The sequence below is a fragment of the Pseudomonas sp. N40(2020) genome (genome assembly GCF_014472415.1).
Lineage (GTDB): Bacteria > Pseudomonadota > Gammaproteobacteria > Pseudomonadales > Pseudomonadaceae > Aquipseudomonas.
Map to the genome: position 1 here is coordinate 21,990 of NZ_JACSZV010000011.1, position 17,762 is coordinate 39,751.

Annotated in this window: 11 protein-coding genes; 4 read left to right on the forward strand and 7 right to left on the reverse strand. The window is 58.6% G+C overall.

All coding sequences use genetic code 11. The annotated features are described in order from the left end of the window. Positions 1-143: 143 nt before the first annotated feature. Entirely contained in the window at positions 144-392 is a 249-nt protein-coding gene (locus IAI51_RS09915; RefSeq protein WP_187678305.1) for a DUF3203 family protein, read from the reverse strand. Positions 393-515: 123 nt separating this feature from the next. On the opposite strand from IAI51_RS09915, the gene IAI51_RS09920 reads away from it, so the two are divergent. Further along, positions 516-1,028: an MgtC/SapB family protein gene (locus IAI51_RS09920; protein WP_187678306.1), complete on the forward strand. Its 513-nt coding sequence runs from the start codon at positions 516-518 to the stop codon at positions 1,026-1,028. A 114-nt stretch (positions 1,029-1,142) separates the two neighbouring features. Here IAI51_RS09920 and IAI51_RS09925 read toward each other — a convergent pair whose 3' ends face one another. Next, positions 1,143-1,301: a hypothetical protein gene (locus tag IAI51_RS09925; RefSeq protein ID WP_187678307.1), complete on the reverse strand. Its 159-nt coding sequence runs from the start codon at positions 1,299-1,301 to the stop codon at positions 1,143-1,145. 218 nt (positions 1,302-1,519) lie between these two features. On the opposite strand from IAI51_RS09925, the gene IAI51_RS09930 reads away from it, so the two are divergent. From IAI51_RS09930 to glgB, 3 genes are all read left to right on the forward strand, one after another. Then, positions 1,520-3,517 (forward strand): alpha-1,4-glucan--maltose-1-phosphate maltosyltransferase, encoded by a 1,998-nt coding sequence (locus IAI51_RS09930; RefSeq protein WP_187678308.1) that lies wholly within the window; start codon positions 1,520-1,522, stop codon positions 3,515-3,517. 230 nt (positions 3,518-3,747) lie between these two features. Beyond that, complete coding sequence (gene treS / locus IAI51_RS09935; protein WP_187678309.1) at positions 3,748-7,089, forward strand: maltose alpha-D-glucosyltransferase; 3,342 nt, start codon at positions 3,748-3,750, stop codon at positions 7,087-7,089. A 2-nt stretch (positions 7,090-7,091) separates the two neighbouring features. Beyond that, complete coding sequence (gene glgB / locus IAI51_RS09940) at positions 7,092-9,323, forward strand: 1,4-alpha-glucan branching protein GlgB (protein ID WP_187678310.1); 2,232 nt, start codon at positions 7,092-7,094, stop codon at positions 9,321-9,323. Between the two features lie 110 nt (positions 9,324-9,433). Here glgB and IAI51_RS09945 read toward each other — a convergent pair whose 3' ends face one another. The 5 genes from IAI51_RS09945 to IAI51_RS09965 form a co-directional block, all read right to left on the reverse strand. After that, positions 9,434-10,504 carry an autotransporter outer membrane beta-barrel domain-containing protein gene (locus IAI51_RS09945; protein ID WP_187678311.1) on the reverse strand — a complete coding sequence of 357 codons (1,071 nt, stop codon included), beginning with the start codon at positions 10,502-10,504 and terminating at the stop codon, positions 9,434-9,436. Between the two features lie 321 nt (positions 10,505-10,825). Further along, entirely contained in the window at positions 10,826-13,333 is a 2,508-nt protein-coding gene (locus IAI51_RS09950; RefSeq protein ID WP_187678312.1) for an autotransporter outer membrane beta-barrel domain-containing protein, read from the reverse strand. A 196-nt stretch (positions 13,334-13,529) separates the two neighbouring features. Next, positions 13,530-14,312 (reverse strand): endonuclease/exonuclease/phosphatase family protein, encoded by a 783-nt coding sequence (locus IAI51_RS09955; protein ID WP_187678313.1) that lies wholly within the window; start codon positions 14,310-14,312, stop codon positions 13,530-13,532. Between the two features lie 219 nt (positions 14,313-14,531). Next, positions 14,532-16,817, reverse strand: a complete 2,286-nt coding sequence (locus IAI51_RS09960) for a hypothetical protein (RefSeq protein WP_187678314.1) — start codon at positions 16,815-16,817, stop codon at positions 14,532-14,534. Between the two features lie 122 nt (positions 16,818-16,939). Further along, on the reverse strand, positions 16,940-17,698 hold the full coding sequence (locus IAI51_RS09965; RefSeq protein ID WP_187678315.1) for a PIG-L deacetylase family protein: 759 nt from the start codon (positions 17,696-17,698) through the stop codon (positions 16,940-16,942). Positions 17,699-17,762 lie beyond the last annotated feature (64 nt).

Sequence of the window (17,762 nt, forward strand, 5' to 3'; positions counted from 1 at the left end):
GTTTGCATAACAGACTCAGCTATTTGAATAAAAAGCGGATCAGATGGTATCGGGCTCAGACCCTGCGACAACTTGAAGCAGCCCACAGACAAGGGCGCAAACGCCTATCCCAGACGTTTGCGTGGGGTGTTGACCAGGGTCAGTCAAATCACCGAATCACTCTCTTCCGCCTTCAGGTGCTTACGCCCGTCTTTGGCTCCGGCGACGGTCAAGGCGTCGGCTTCTGCTTCGGTGATGTAAATGCGCTTGCCTTCTATCTCAACAAACGACATTGATTTTTCGCTATCTGTTTTGACTTCCAAGGTATCGCAGATACGAATTTCTTCACCATTTTCAACGGTGAAAAAACACACTTTGCTCTCGGGATTGGATTCATCAATTCGAACGGTCATGGTGGCTGTCCTTTTTCCTGGGGTGTCTGAGACCTTAGGGCGCACGCTTCGCCGATCGTTCTGCGCAACTGATTAATGGTCGCCGCTGTCCATCTTCTATAAGCCTCTTGGAAGGACTGCAGGATGAACGCGTGGTGGCATGAAGTGTGGGTAACCCTGCAAGCGGAATTTGCCGACATCGGCGATGCCTCGCAACTGACGCGGATTACCGTGCGCCTGTTGATGGCGGCGGTGCTGGGCGGGATCCTCGGGTTTGAACGAGAACAAAAGGGCAAGGCTGCCGGAGTGCGCACCCATATGCTGGTGGCACTGGGGGCGGCGCTGTTTGTGCTGGTGCCGCAGACTTCGGGAGCCGAGTCGGACGCGATGAGTCGGGTGTTGCAGGGGGTGATTGCCGGGGTTGGTTTCCTGTGCGCCGGCACCATTCTGAAAAACCAGGAAGGCGATCAGGGCCACGTCAAAGGCCTGACCACTGCCGCCGGGTTGTGGATGACGGCCGCCATCGGGGTGGCTGCCGGGTTGGGCAGGGAGGCGACGGCGTTGCTCAGTACGATACTGGCGTTGGGGATTTTCAACTTGATGCCTCGGGTGGTGAGTTTGTTCGAAAAGGACGAACAGAAAAACGATCACCTCTAGCTGGCCAAAGTCCCCTGTAGGAGCTGCCGAAGGCTGCGATCCTTTGACTTTGATTGTTAAAAACAAGATCAAAAGATCGCAGCCTTCGGCAGCTCCTACAGGAGTATTGCGTGGTTAGACGATGACTGGCGGCATGGTCGTCGGCGGATCTTCCTTGGGTGGTGGGGTGGTGCCCGGCGGTTCCTGCTCGGGAATCGGTTGAGGTTCGGTCTCGGGAATCGTCGGGTTGTCGATGTTCGGATCAGGGGTTTCAGCCGGGATCGGGATGTTCATCAGATAGACCTCCGTGTGGCACATGGCGTGAGAAGTGCTTAAGTGAGTTGACCACCTCTCGGCGAATTCGATCCGCTTTTTCACCCAGGCAAATTTCGCTGAACTTTTCCCGGCGCCGGCTGCTCGGAACCTAAGTGAGTTCATTGCGGGGCAGGCGCTTCGTTGCGAAAACTGATCCGCTACAAGAGCGTCCTTTGGGCGTTAAGGAGAGATGCTCAATGACTGCTGAAAAACCCTCAGAGCTGAGCTACAACCCCCACATGCCGCTGTCGCAGGCATTGCTGTTACCACGCATTGTCATCGAAAACACCATGCCGACCCTCGATGGCGGCCAGTTCGCCGTGAAGTCGATTGCCGGACGCGACGTGGTCGTCACCAGCAAGGTATTTGCCGACGGCCACGACAAACTGGCGGTGCGCATTCGCTGGCGTGAGGAGGGTGAAGACACCTGGCAAAGCGAGGTCATGGCCGATCAGGGCAATAACGGCTGGAAAGGTCAGTTCCGCCCTGAGCATCAGGGTCGTTTTCTGTACTGCATCGAAGCGTGGATCGATCATTTCGCAAGTTTCCAGTACGAACTGGAAAAGAAACACACCGCCGCCGTGCCCGTCTCGCTGGAACTGCAAGAAGGCCGAACCATGGTGCAACAGGCCGCCGAGCGCAGCGAAGGTCAGCTCAGCGAACAACTCGCCGCCCTGCATCACGAACTGTCCGGTCTGCTCGAAACCGAGCAAGTGGCGCTGTTTCTGCACTCGCGCAGTGCGCAATTGATGGCCCAGGCCGATCACCGCGCTTATCTGAGCGTGAGCCCCGAGTTCCCCATGGACGTCGAACGTGAGCTGGCTGAATTCGCCAGCTGGTACGAACTGTTTCCGCGCTCGATCACCGACGATCCCAACCGTCACGGCACCTTTAACGACGTGCACTCGCGGTTGCCAATGATTCAGGACATGGGTTTCGACGTGTTGTACTTCACGCCGATCCACCCGATCGGCCGCGCCCACCGCAAGGGTCGCAATAATTCCCTCACCGCAGGTCCCGATGATCCGGGCAGTCCTTATGCCATCGGTAGCGAGGAGGGCGGCCACGAGGCGATTCACTCGCAACTCGGCACCCGCGAAGACTTCCGCCGTTTGGTGGCTGCCGCCGCCGACCATGGTTTGGAAATCGCCCTCGATTTCGCCATCCAGTGTTCTCAGGATCACCCGTGGCTCAAGCAGCATCCCGGCTGGTTCAACTGGCGCCCCGACGGCACGATCAAATACGCCGAGAACCCGCCGAAGAAATATCAGGACATCGTCAATGTCGATTTCTATGCGCCAGACGCGATACCGAGCCTGTGGGTCGAGCTGCGTGACATTGTTGTCGGCTGGGTCGAAGAGGGCGTGAAGATTTTTCGCGTCGATAATCCGCACACCAAGCCGCTGCCGTTCTGGCAATGGCTGATTGCCGATGTGCGGGCGCTGCATCCGGAAGTGATCTTCCTCGCCGAAGCATTCACCACGCCGGCGATGATGGCGCGTCTCGGCAAGGTCGGTTACACGCAGAGCTACACCTATTTCACCTGGCGTAATACCAAATCGGAACTGGCCGCGTATTTCACCGAACTCAACGAATCGCCATGGCGTGAATGCTACCGACCGAATTTCTTCGTCAATACGCCGGACATCAACCCGGCGTTCCTGCATGAATCCGGGCGCGCGGGTTTTCTCATTCGCGCGGCGCTGGCAACCATGGGCTCTGGCCTGTGGGGCATGTATTCCGGTTATGAACTGTGCGAAGCGGCGCCGGTGCCGGGCAAGGAGGAATACCTCGATTCGGAGAAATACGAGATTCGCGTCCGCGATTTCACCGCGCCCGGCAACATCATTGCCGAGATCGCTCAACTCAACCGCATCCGTCGACAGAACCCTGCGTTGCACACGCATCTGGGCCTGACGATCTACAACGCCTGGAACGACAACATTCTGTATTTCGGCAAGCGCAGCGCGGATGGCAGCAACTTCATTCTGGTGGCCGTGAACCTTGATCCGCATAACGTGCAGGAAGCGAATTTCGAACTGCCGTTGTGGGAAATGGGCCTGCCCGATGACGCGACTACCCACGGTGAGGATTTGATGAGCGGGCATCGCTGGGACTGGCACGGCAAGTATCAGTTCATGCGTATTGATCCGGGTCATCAACCGTTCGGGATCTGGCGGATCACCGCCGCCTGAAGCTGACAATCAAATCTGTGGTTAGAAATGAATTCACTGTGGCGAGGGGATTTATCGAAACGTCGCACCGCCCCGCTGGGCTGCGAAGCGGCCCCGCTGTTTACCATTTAAACCGAGTTGCGCGATTTTACGACTGCTGCGCAGCCGATCGGGGATAAATCCCCTCACCACAAGAGCCCTCTCATCACAGGGTATTCGTGTGGTCTCAGCGAATTGAACAGGAGTTTCACATGGCGAAGAAACCCAAGGCAGCCACCTTTATCAAAGACCCGCTCTGGTACAAGGATGCGGTGATTTATCAGGTTCACGTCAAATCGTTTTTCGACTCCAACAACGACGGGATCGGCGACTTTCCCGGCCTGATCGCCAAACTCGATTACATCGCCGAACTCGGCGTCAACACCATTTGGCTTTTGCCGTTCTACCCGTCGCCACGCCGTGATGACGGCTACGACATCGCCGAATACCGTGGCGTCCACAGCGATTACGGGACCATGGCCGACGCCAAGCGCTTTATCGCCGAGGCGCACAAACGTGGGTTGAGGGTCATCACTGAGCTGGTCATCAACCACACCTCCGATCAGCACCCGTGGTTCCAGCGTGCGCGCAAAGCCAAGCCCGGCTCAGCGGCGCGGGACTTTTATGTGTGGTCGGATGACGATCAGAAATACGATGGCACGCGGATCATTTTCCTCGACACCGAAAAGTCCAACTGGACCTGGGACCCGGTCGCCGGCCAGTACTTCTGGCACCGTTTCTATTCGCACCAGCCAGACCTGAACTTCGATAACCCGCAAGTGATGAAAGCCGTGCTGTCGGTGATGCGTTACTGGCTGGACATGGGCATCGACGGCCTGCGCCTTGACGCGATTCCGTACCTGATCGAACGCGACGGCACCAACAACGAAAACCTCCCGGAAACCCACGACGTCCTCAAGCAGATCCGCGCCGAAATCGACGCCAATTACCCCGATCGCATGCTGCTGGCCGAGGCCAACCAATGGCCGGAAGACACCCAGTTGTACTTCGGCGACACCGATGCCGCAGGCCTGAATGGCGACGAATGCCACATGGCGTTTCACTTCCCGCTGATGCCGCGCATGTACATGGCGCTGGCCCAGGAAGATCGCTTCCCGATCACCGATATTCTGCGGCAGACCCCGGAAATCCCCGCCAACTGCCAATGGGCGATTTTCCTGCGTAACCACGACGAACTGACCCTGGAGATGGTGACCGACAAGGAGCGCGACTACCTGTGGAATTACTACGCCGCTGACCGCCGCGCGCGCATCAACCTCGGCATTCGTCGGCGTCTGGCGCCATTGATGGAGCGCGATCGCCGCCGCGTCGAGCTGCTCAACAGCCTGCTGCTGTCGATGCCGGGTACGCCGACCCTGTATTACGGCGATGAAATCGGCATGGGCGACAACATCTACCTCGGCGACCGCGATGGCGTGCGTACACCGATGCAATGGTCGATCGACCGCAACGGTGGTTTCTCCCGCGCCGATCCGGCGAGTCTGGTGCTGCCGCCGATCATGGATCCGCAGTACGGCTATCTGTCGGTCAACGTTGAAACCCAGGCTGGCGACCCGCATTCGTTGCTCAACTGGACGCGGCGCATGCTCGCGGTGCGCAAGCAGTCCAAGGCGTTCGGCCGTGGCACGCTGAAAATGCTCTCGCCGAGCAACCGACGGATTCTGGCCTACACCCGCGAATTCACCGATGCCGATGGCAAGCACGAAATCATTCTCTGCGTGGCCAACGTGTCGCGCAGCGCGCAAGCAGCGGAGCTGGACCTGTCGGCGTATGTCGGCATGGTACCGGTGGAAATGCTCGGCGGTAACGCCTTCCCGCCCATTGGCCAACTGAATTTCCTTCTGACTCTCGCGCCGTACGGCTTCTATTGGTTCGCACTGGCGACCGAAAACCAGATGCCGAGTTGGCATGTGGAACCGGCGCAGAGCCTCCCGGACTTCACCACGCTGGTGCTGAAAAAACGCATGGAAGAACTGCTCGAAGCGCCATCCCGCGCGACGCTGGAGCAGGGCATTCTGCCGAGCTGGCTGCAAAACCGTCGCTGGTTTGCCGGCAAGGACGCGGCTATCGACAAAGTCAATCTGGCCTATGGCGTGCGTTTCGGCGATGCGGAGCATCCGGTGCTGCTCAGTGAAATTGAAGTCACCAGCGGTGGCCAGACCAGCCGTTATCAACTGCCATTCGGCTTCATTTCCGAAGATCAGGTCGGTGCTGCGCTGCCGCAGCAACTGGCCCTGGCCCGCGTTCGCCGTGTGCGTCAGGTCGGTTTGATCACTGATGCATTCAGCCTTGAGGCGTTTATCCGCGCTGTCCTGCAGGGCATGCAAAATAACACCGTGCTGGAATCGTCCGAAGGCGAAATCCGTTTCGAACCGACGCCGCATCTGGACAAACTCAACCTGGGTGGCGAGTCCGAAGTGCGTTATCTGTCGGCCGAGCAATCGAACAGTTCGGTGGTGATCGGCAACAGCCTGGTACTTAAGCTGATCCGCAAAGTCGCTTCTGGCGTACACCCGGAACTGGAGATGAGCGCTTACCTGACCGCAGCCGGATTTGCCAATATCTCACCGCTGCTCGGTTCGGTGATTCGCCGCGACGGCAAGGGCGAGGACAACCTGCTGATGATCGCCCAAGGCTATCTGAGCAATCAGGGCGACGCGTGGGAATGGACGCAGAACAACCTCGAACGGGCGTTGCGCGACGAACTGGCCGATGCCATGTCCGAGCAGGACCAGCACTACAACGCGCTGGGCGAATTGAAGGACTTTGCCGGGATGCTCGGCCAGCGTTTGGGGGAAATGCACCAGGTGTTAGCGGCGCCGACCGATAACCCCGACTTTGCCCCGCAAACCAGTACGGCCAAAGATATGCAGGCCACTGGCAAGGATGTCGCCGGGCAGGTCGAGCATGCGTTGAAGCTGCTCAAGCAGCATCAGGGCGAGCTTAGTGCGGCGGATCAGAAACTGGTCAAGCGACTGGTCGACGAGAAAAAAACCATCCTGGCCCATGTGCAGGATCTGGCGAAAAAAGCCGTCGGCGGGTTGCGTATTCGCGTGCATGGCGACCTGCATCTGGGGCAGCTGTTGGTGATCAAGGGCGATGCCTATCTGATCGATTTCGAGGGTGAACCGGCGCGGCCATTGAGCGAACGTCGTGGCAAACACAGCCCGTACAAGGATGTCAGCGGCGTGCTGCGATCCTTCGATTACGCGGCGGCAATGACCATCAACGTACACAACGTTGATCACAGTCCTGAGTCCGAAGCGTCCCGTCACCGTGTGGCCGAGCGTTATTTGCGTGAGGCCCGAGAGTCATTTGTTCAGGCATATCGCCGTGCGGCAGCTAGTCTTGATCATGCCTGGCAAGATCCTGAGGGTGCCGACGCCGCACTGGCGTTGTTCGGTCTGGAGAAGGCGGCCTATGAAGTGGCCTATGAAGCCGAAAATCGCCCGACGTGGCTGCCCGTGCCGTTGCACGGTTTGTATGGGTTATTGACGGGGCTTAAACCCTTTTCCGATCTTGGTGGAGAGTAGTCATGAGTTTCTCGAACAAGGAACAGGGTCAGGTCAAAGAAGCATTGCTACCGTCAGCCAGCGATATTGACGCGCTGGTACGTGCGGAACATCAAGACCCGTTTTCCATTCTTGGCCCGCACGGCGATGGCGCCGGCGGGCAGTTTATCCGCGCCTATTTACCGGGTGCGCTAAGCGTTGTGGTGCTGGACAAGGCGTCCGGCGAAGAGCGCGGCCCGTTGGAGCAAAGTGAAACGCCGGGATTGTTTGTCGCTCACTTCGATCAGGCGCGGCCGTATCTGCTGCGCACCCGTTGGGCCGGCGGCGAGCAGGTGGCGGAAGATCCCTACAGCTTTGGCCAGTTGCTCGGTGAAATGGATTTGTATCTGTTCGCCGAAGGCAATCACCGCGACCTCAGCGCCTGCCTCGGCGCACAACTGACAACTGTCGATGGCGTTGATGGCGTGCGCTTCGCCGTGTGGGCGCCGAATGCGCGGCGAGTGTCGGTAGTAGGTGATTTCAACGTCTGGGACGGGCGCCGGCATCCGATGCGTCTGCGCCACCCATCCGGGGTCTGGGAATTGTTCATCCCGCGCCTGCAAGCGGGGGAGTTTTACAAATACGAAATCCTGAGTGCCCAAGGAATTCTGCCGCTCAAGGCCGACCCGATGGCGCTGGCCACCAGCCTGCCGCCGGACACGGCGTCGAAAGTCGCCGCGCCGCTGCAAGTCGACTGGCAGGATCAGGACTGGATGAACGGCCGCCGCGAACGGCAGAAGCATTCCGCGCCGCTGTCGATCTACGAGCTGCATGCCGGTTCATGGCAGTGCGAGCTGGATGATCTCGGCGAAGTCGCGCGTCAGTACACCTGGCCGGAACTGGCCGAGCGCTTGATTCCGTATGTGAAGGAACTGGGCTTCACCCACATCGAATTGATGCCGATCATGGAGCACCCGTTCGGTGGCTCATGGGGCTATCAATTGCTCTCGCAATTCGCCCCGAGCGCGCGTTATGGCACGCCGGAACAGTTCGGGGATTTCGTCAACGCCTGCCACCGCGCCGACATCGGCGTGATTCTCGACTGGGTGCCGGCGCATTTCCCGACCGATACCCATGGACTGGCGCAATTCGACGGCACGGCGTTGTACGAATACGGCAATCCGCTGGAAGGCTTTCACCAGGATTGGGACACGCTGATCTACAACCTTGGCCGCACCGAAGTGCATGGCTACATGCTGGCGTCGGCGTTGCACTGGTTGAAGCATTTCCACATCGACGGCCTGCGGGTCGACGCGGTGGCCTCGATGCTCTATCGCGACTATTCGCGCAAGGCTGGCGAATGGGTGCCCAACCGCCATGGCGGGCGGGAGAATCTGGAGGCCATCGACTTTTTGCGTCATTTGAATGATGTGGTCGAGCTGGAAGCGCCGGGCGCGCTGGTCATCGCCGAGGAATCCACGGCGTGGCCGGGCGTCAGTCAGAGCACGCAGCAGGGCGGACTGGGCTTTGCCTACAAATGGAACATGGGCTGGATGCACGATTCGCTGCACTACATTCAGCAGGATCCGGTGTACCGCGCTCATCACCACAACGAATTGAGTTTTGGCCTGGTCTACGCCTGGTCCGAGCGTTTCATCCTGCCGATTTCCCACGATGAAGTGGTGCATGGCAAACATTCGCTGATCGACAAGATGCCCGGTGATCGCTGGCAGAAGTTCGCCAACCTGAGGGCCTATCTGAGTTTCATGTGGACCCATCCGGGCAAGAAGCTGCTGTTCATGGGCTGCGAGTTCGGTCAGTGGCGCGAGTGGAATCACGATCAGCAACTCGATTGGTATCTGCTGCAGTACTCCGAGCACAAAGGTGTGCAGAAACTGGTGGGCGACCTCAATCGTCTGTACCGCGAATTGCCCGCGCTGCACGATCAGGACGACGCACCGCAGGGTTTCCAGTGGTTGATCGGTGACGATGCGATCAATAGCGTTTATGCCTGGCTGCGCTGGAGCAAGGACGGCGAACCGGTGCTGGTGGTGGCCAACTTCACGCCGGTGCCGCGTCAGTCGTATCGGGTCGGCGTGCCGTTTGCCGGGCGCTGGACTGAATTGCTCAACAGCGATGCCGACACTTACGCCGGCTCCAACTATGGCAACGGTGGCGGGGCGTTTACCGAAGAGGTGCCGAGCCATGGTCAGGCGCTGTCGCTGGAGTTGAATCTGCCGCCGTTGGCGGTGTTGATCCTCAGACCTGGGGGGTGACTTGAAAAAGATCGCAGCCTGCGGCAGCTCCTACATTGGAATGCATTTCCCTGAGCTGCCGCAGGCTGCGATCTTTTGATCTTTTGATCTTTTGATCTTTTGATCTTTTCCTACCACCTCATCCGCACGCCCATACTGCCAATCAAGCCATTCAAATCATTGTCATCGACATCACTGCTGTAATCGGCGCTGACATACAGACTCACGGCCGGCGTCACCCGCGCCACCAGACCCAAGCCCAACTCGACGGTCGAGGATTTGCGGCTGCTGCTGATCTTGTCGACCTGATCCAGTGTCACCGTGTTGCCGGTATACACCGTGTGCCAGAGGTTGGTGCGCACGTAGGGTTCGACCGGCAAGCCATTCAAGTCATAACTGCCTTTCAAACGCGCACCGACGCGCCCGCTCCAGGAGGTCACATCCGTGGAAGAGGCATTGCCAGAGCCCGCGTAAGGTGTGTCGAGGGTGATGCGCTGATTGATCAATTGCGCCTGCGGTTCCACCACCCAGTTTTCGCTCAAACCGATCGGGTATCCGCCTTCGACCGAGAAAGTCATGGCGCTGCCTTCGGTGGCTTGCCGTGCTCCTTGTTCGTTGCGGCTAAAACCGCTGACCCGGCCACCACTGGCTGACAAGTCGACGTGCCAGCCCTGCGCGCCCGTCAGGCTGTAATACGCACCCAGGCTTTGGCCCTGGAGGTTAAGCGTATCGGTGGTCGGGTCGCTGAGGGCGCGGCTGGTGATCAGCCCGCTGCCATTGGCTTGAATCTGGTTCTGACCGCCGATGAGTCCTATGGTCTGGGTAGGCCCATTGCCGCTTCGCAGGGTAAGGACGGCGGGACCTTTGAAATGACCGCTGCCAGGCGTTGCGAAGCTTGAGGACAGCACGTCGGTTTGCGCCTGTCGGGCACTGCGCCCGTAAAGCTGCTCCCAGGCGCCCGGGGCGAGATCTTCTGTGATGAGGGTGGCCCCTCGCAGGTCCGGGCGCGGGTTGATGCGTTGCGGACCGGGCGTGATCACTGTCGCGGGCAGGGACATGACCGGTACGTTCTCTCGATACCACGGGGTCGTTTCATCCGCCGCAGGGCCGGCCTGCGCCTCCATGGATGAGCACAGCAAGAGAGAACTCGACACTGTGCAGAAGCTTATTTTGATCTCGTGTGTGTGGAATGAAGTTTTCATGGAGGTCTACCTTGCAAGCGCATGTGGCATCTCGATATGGCGTCTCTCCTACCCCGAACGAGGGGCGACCGAATGGAGCGGGGCGAACCGTGCCCGCTCGATTTCGCGAGTGTCCTGAGGGTCGCCCCGGAAGTAAATCTCGGGGTAGTAAGGTAGAGATAAGAAGAGCTGTGCCCGTGCGTCAAGAAATTGAACGATGAGCGGTAGTGGTAAATCAGGCTTCGCAAGCGTTTGTTTTTCTGTACATAACTAAGTGTTTGTTTGTATGGAAAAACGCCATGAAAGCCCCGCGCCAGAGGTGTTTTATTACCGACGGAAGGTCTACCAGCTAATCCGGATTCCCAGGTTCCCCGTCACGCCGCGCAGGTCATTACTGTCAATATTGCGGCTGTAATCGGTGCTGGCGTAAACGCTGACGGCGCGGTCGAGGGTGACTACCACACCGAGTCCGAGATCCGCCGTTGAGGACTTCTGTTCAGTGCTGATCACATCGCTGTCGCCAAAGGTTACCGAGTCGGTGCCGGAAAACGTGTGCCACAGATTAGCCCGCAGGTAGGGTTCTACCGGTAAGCCGCTGACTTCATATCGACCCTTGATCCGCGCGCCGAGCCGGCCGGTCCACGCACCGTCGGAGTCGAACGACACACGCGAAATGCCGTCGTCCTGACTGTCGAGGGATATTTTCTGGTGAATGACCTGTGCTTGCGGTTCGACCACCCAGGTATCGTTGATTGGCAACGGGTAGCCAGCCTCTGCCGACACGGTCAGCGCATGCCCGCGATTGTCCAGTTTTACGCCTCGATCAGAATGGTTGTCGCCATCGAAGCGCGTGCCCATGACCACGGTATCGATGTACCAGCCATAGGGATCGGTCAACGTCCAGTACAGGCCGTAGCTGTCGCCTTCAAGTTTGATTTTGCCGGCGCTGTTGCCCTCGAAACCTTCATTGAAACCATCGACGTCTCCTTGCAAACGGCTATGGCCGACGAAGAAACCGATGCGTTGAGTCTGGCCGCCAGAGGTCTGCGAGCTGTACAGGTCGGTGCCGACCTGAAAGCCGTTGAGCGACCCATCCAGGCGCGGGGTGACCGTGCCGGCCCAGGTTTGCTCTAGATTTTTCCCATAGACCCGGCCCCAACCTGCACCGAACGCGCCGGTTTCGTTGAGCAAGCGCTGGTCGCCCTGACGATCATGGAAAGTACCCAGCGCATTGAGGGTCAGTTGCGCGGCGGCAGGTGGCAGCACCGACCAGGTCGGAACTTCCGGACGGTACAGAGGAATCGGCGCGGCACCCGCCACGGCGGCAGGCAATACCGGCAATGGCGGACTGCCAGCCGGAGCCACGGCCGCGATCGGCGCGGCAACCACAGGCACCAGAATCGGCGGCAAGGTCGGATCGGGGTTGGGCACGCTCACCACTTGCGGTGCGACGACGGCCGAGCGCAAGTACCAACTGTTTTCCGTACCGGCAGTCACGCCGCCCTTGAACAGGTAGTAGTCGTAGGCCCCGGCGGAAACCGGGCCGTTCAGGGTAAAGGCGTTATCGGCGCTGACCGTGCTGCCTTGCGCCTGCACCAGTTGAATGCCGTTGGCTTGAGTCAGCGCGCCCAACCCGCCAAGATTGGTGACGCTGATCACTGTCCCGCCACTCAGGCTGCCGTTATTGACCACCAGTTTGTCGCTGGGCGAGTCGTCGCCTGCGACCACACTTTGCAATAACAACTGGCCACTGTTGCCGACGTAGTTGCCTTGTACGGTGAGCGTGTCGTCTGTGCGGCTGTTGCCCTGAGTCAGGTCAATGACGCCTGCGTTGTTGAACGTCACCGCTTGCCCGGCCACGGCGGGAGACACAGAGCCTTGCGTGGACAGCACGACGCTGCTGGCATCGACATTCAGCACGCCGCTGCCCGTTCCGGCATCACCCAGCATAAGGTTGCTTGAGCCCAGATCCAGTTGCGAGCCGTTGCTCAGATTGACGGTTTCCCAATTGCTGAAGCGCGCGGGCAGGGCGGTGCGGGTGTTGTCGAAGGTCAGCACATCGTTGCCGACGCCGCCATCAACGTTGGGCGTGAGCGCGAGAATGCTGTCATCGAGGTTACGCAGGGTGGCGCTGTCATTGCCGACGTCCATCAGGATCGCCGAACGGATGATGCCGCCTCCGTCCCACAGCAAGCGGTCATCACCGGCGCTGGCGCGGATCTCGCCGACGATTTCCCCACCGGTCACGGTAATGCTGTCGTTGCCACCGCTGACACTGACGTTGCCGCCAATCCGTCCGCCCGAAACGATGATGGTGTCGGTGCCGAATCCGGTGACCAGATTGCCGATGATCTGCCCGCCGGACAGGTCGAAAATATTGTTGTCGAGCTTCATGTCGACGCGGCCGATGGTGCCGCCGGTCATGCGCGCGACATCGCCGTCCTCGAAGGCTGCAACGATGGTGCCGCCGGTCATCAGGAACGTGTCGCGACCGTCACCCTGAGCAAGAAATCCCAGTGAGCCGCCCGTCATGACGAAGTCATCGATGCCCGCGCCTTGGTTGACGGCGCCAGTGATGACGCCAGAGTTGATTTCGACCCGGTCACTGCCCGCACCAAAGGTCACGCTGCCGTTGATCTGGCCGCTGCCATTGGCGGGGAGGGTCAGGCTGTTGTTACCGGAGAGGTCGGTCAACGGGCCGCTACTGCCACTGTCGCAAGTGTAGGCATCGTTCCCTGCGCCGGGCGTCAACACACACGCCGACCAAGCGGGTGGGCTGGCGAGCAGCACAATAGAGGCGGACAAAATAAAGGTGTGCGGCAAAGTCCTCAGAGCTTTGATAGATCGCATGTCGGCAATTCCCTGCTGTAACCATTGGGGAATTCATCCTTGAATGGGTGCTTGATCTAAAAGCTTCTGAAGCTAATGAACTACGTGAGATCCGAACCCTAACGTTTTGAAGTGCCAATCCTTCAGCTTTTTAAGGTGTAGTTGTTTTTTCGCGCTGATCAAGCAGTTCTGACAGACGGTCTTATCGCAACCAGTGTCAAAGATGCACTTCAACCGCCAGCGGCAAGTGATCCGACAGGTGCGTCCACGGCTTGTTGCCGAGAATCTGCGGGTCATGACTGCTGGCGTTGCGCAGGTAGATTCGGTCCAGACGCAACAATGGAAACCGTGCCGGATACGTCTTGGCCGGACGCCCGTGATGACGTTCGAAGGCTTCGTGCAAATAGTCGCGGCGGGCGAGGGCAGCGTTGCCCTGAAGCTGCCAGTCATTAAAGTCGCCGGCAATAATCACTGGCGCATCGTCGGGTAACGACTCAAGCAACTGACAGAGCAGTTGCAACTGCAATTGGCGATGGCTTTCCAGCAGACTCAAATGCACGCAGATCGCATGGACTTCGGCGTGGCCCGGCACGTCCAGCACGCAGTGCAACAAGCCACGGCGCTCTGGGCCGGTGATCGACACATCGAGGTTGCGGTATTCGCGAATCGGGTATTTCGACAGCAGCGCGTTGCCATGGTGGCCGTCGGGGTAGACCGCGTTGCGCCCGTAGGCGAAGTCGCTCCACATGCTGTCGGCAAGAAATTCGTATTGCGAGGTTTGCGGCCATTCGTTGTAACGGTTCGAATGCCGCTCGTGCTCACCCACCACTTCCTGCAAAAACACCAGATCGGCCGACGTGCTGCGCACCGCTTCACGCAGTTCCGGGAGGATGAAACGCCGATTGAGCGCGGTGAAACCCTTGTGGGTGTTGACCGTCAACACGCGCAGGCGATGGATGACGGGCGCGTCGACGGTGTGACGCTTGGGGTCGCTGGACACGGTTACTCCTCTGAATCCTGAGTGCGTATTCATGCGACTGATGGGTGGGGATGGCAGTTCCGTCTGAATCAACACAGCCACTCAACAGAGCTGTCGAGTGAAACGAGGCTGTGAATCTTTGATCAGGTTTGTAGTGCCATCGTGTTATCCAAACCCCTGCGCAATGCTCAGCAATACACTGGAATAGACGTTTCAGTGATTTTATTCAAGAAATAGCACTCAGTAAAACATTGAGAAATTGTCCAGTCGTGACGTGGCGCGACCTTTAATGGTTATGTCGATGTACTTTATTTTTTTGTTGACTGTTTCTGTTACGTCAATCCAGTCCTGATGGACGTCATCATAAGAGGGTGTGGATTGATTTTTGAATGGCACGAGGCCCTCGTCATAGCATTGGATCAGTGCGGTTGTTTTGATGCCGGTTACAAAGCCAAACCTAAAACTTTTTGAAGGGGTTTTTAGTGTAAGTCGTAGGGTTTCTTCAATGTTCAGGTGGAAGTAGTTGCCCGTCAGGAAAGGAGTATATTCACTGGGAGCGTTAGCGTTTAAAGCCACCGGCCCTTTTACTACCGTTACAGTCATTGTTGGAAAATCGATAACAGTGCCTTCGTTTTTCCATTCCGCTATGGCTGTTTCGAAGCTTTCCGTAATCACTTGAGGGGCGTTTAGCAGGTCCAATGTCAGCGTGGGGAATAAAATTGATGTCGAATCGCGACCCGGCAGTACTTCAAAAGTTACTTTGATCGGGGTTTTGTTTTTGAAGGTGAATAGTTTTTCTCTGTACAGTACTTCCTTTATTCCTGAGACTCTTTCTTCTTCAGTTATTTTGTGGTTCGTCAGTATTGGAAGTGCGTGATCTTCGTTGTTGTCGTCTTTTCCTGTAAGTGTAAGTTGCACTGTGTTGTCCGTGCTGATTCCGATCCAAGGAAGTACCGTAACTTCAGCGTCGCCTTCAAAGGTATTTAAATCCAGCACTTTGTCATCAGGGGCCTGCAGGATTTTCGGGGTCGGTAACCGACCATCCTCATTCGCCACCTTTTTCACGCTTAATTCTGTCGCAGGGGACTTTCCAGCCTGCCCGCCATTGCGATTCAAATTCCACCGCAGCGGCATCTCCTTCCCATGCCGAGCTGCTAAAAAAGCCGGAGGCACGACAACGTTGATGCGCTTGTTTTGGTTGAAGTTCACCAGCGGAAACTGCGGCGAACCCGCCGGTGGATTGACTTCAACCAACCGGCCCCGGTCGCCGTCCAGTGCACTGAGGTATTCAATCCGTACTGTCACCCCGTTTGGGTAAGCCAGTGGATCAATCGGGTTCACCGCCGGACTTACCAGCGTCGGCGGCAACAAGACAATGGTTCCTCCGCCCGTGACATCAGCGGTGGTGGTTTTGGAGGTAGCGAACACACCTCCATTTCTGATCTGCTCATATTTCGCCCGCACCACACTGCCCGCGATGACCTTGGCATTGGGCACCAGCAGTTTGTAGGTGAACGGAATCCGCCCGACGTCCGCCTCCACCGTGTGCAGCACCTCCCCATCGCCGGGGCCTTTCGCGGTGTAGCTCACGCGGATTTTGTCGTTGACTTGCCACTGTGGCGCGAAGGTGTACACGAGCACGGTCAAGTCTTTGCTAGCGAGTTTTTCAAGGTCGATGGTGGTCGGGTCATCGTTGGGATCGTCCGGATCTTCGGCCAGATCGGGCGCGGCCAGGCGGGTTTCCTTGAGATGCACATCGACTTCCACCGCGCCCGAGTAGGGCGAGTCGGTGTCCGGCCCGTTGCCGAGCTGATCGGTGACGGTGTAGGAAAACACGAATCGTGGGCTGTCACCGGCGTCTACGAACACGGCCTCGTCGACCATGACGCAAACCGTAGTCGGCTCGGCCGAAGGAATGGCCGGCGCTTCGGCAGCGGTGACGGTGCGACGCACATCCTTGCCGTTGCAGTTCAGCCGGATCACGTCATGAGCGCGGCAGTAGGGATAGGAAAAACACACCTGCACACCCAGTTTCGCCCGGTCGGCATCGATGCCGTCTTCGAGCACATCCTGTGGCAGGATCAGCTCCAGTTCGGAGTGAGCACCATCACCGGGGGTGCGATCCTCGATGCCTGGGCGGATGTTGTTGTACAACAATGTCAACGGCGGCTCCGAAGTCCCCTGGTTGTCACTGCCGCGGGTGATGTTGTAAACGAGTTCGTTGACACGACCTTCCAGCAGCAGGTCTTTGGGCAGATACAACGTTTGAACGTCGTTCTCACCGCCAACCGGGATGGTTCTTGTGGCTTCGGTGCTGGCGCCGTTCAAGAACAGCCGGATGACGTCGCCCCCCTTAACCGTACCAAACGCCGGCGGGTCGACGTCGATTTTCAGGCCCATGGGTAGGAGGTCATAGACATGTTTGGGCACCCCCCGGTCGGCGCCGATCACCGGGTTAGTGGCTTCAGGAGCCCTAGGGGGGTAGAGGACGAGAACAGTGTTGTCCGGTGGGGTTGAGGTGGTCATGGGCGAAGCTCCTGCGTAGTGGGAATGGGCAGGAGTTATCAGAGCGCTAAACGGTGAATTGCGCACCTGTCAGACATGACAGGTGGCGACGAGTGGTTATTAATGGGGACGGAGGCTTTTGCTCAGACGAAAACAATTTCGTAAGGCAAACGCATCCGCTCCAGAATCACCGGCGGCAGCATCGGCGCAATGCCGATCGCCGGTTCGCCCTTGAGCTGGCTGGCGTAGGCGTGGGTCGCGTGGCTTTTGCGTGCGACGGTCCAGGTGTCGAGGCGCAGTTTGCGTGCGCGCTGCCAAGGGATCAGTTTTTGATCACGCTCTGGCCAGTGCCATGCCCAGACCGGCACATCGTGGAAGGTCGCCCCGGCCAGTTCGGCGGCTTCGGCGGCAGCGCAACCAACCGCCTCATGATCGTCATTGCCATCGCCGCGCCAAGTGCTGAACACCACATCACCTGGCCGCAAGTAGCGGCCGATGAACTCGGTCAGTTGAACATGCTGGTCGCTCAACGCGTTGTCGGTGAAACCGCCGCGCACCCATTTCAGGCTGTGCATCGGCAGGCCGAGGCGACGCAGGGCTTCGACGCTTTCCTGCGGGCGAAATACGCTCAGGCGTTTTTCCGACCATTGCCGCGAGCCGGGGTGGCTGGCACTGCCGTCGGTGATGGAGAGCAATTGCAGCGGATGACCGAGACTTGAGAGTAATTGCAGCAGGCCACCGCAGGTCACCACTTCATCCCCGGGATGCGGGGCGATCACCACGGCGCGGGCGCCGGGCGGCACCAGACTGCGGGTGTTGATGACGGGAATATTGTCGAGTTGCGCGGCGCTGTTCCAGATTTGCGCCGACGGGGTGTTTTCGATGAGCGATAACGGTTTCATGGGTACGACGTCCTTGTGTTGTCTCGCCCTCAATCGTGCCCACAGCCAGAAACATCTGCGGTGG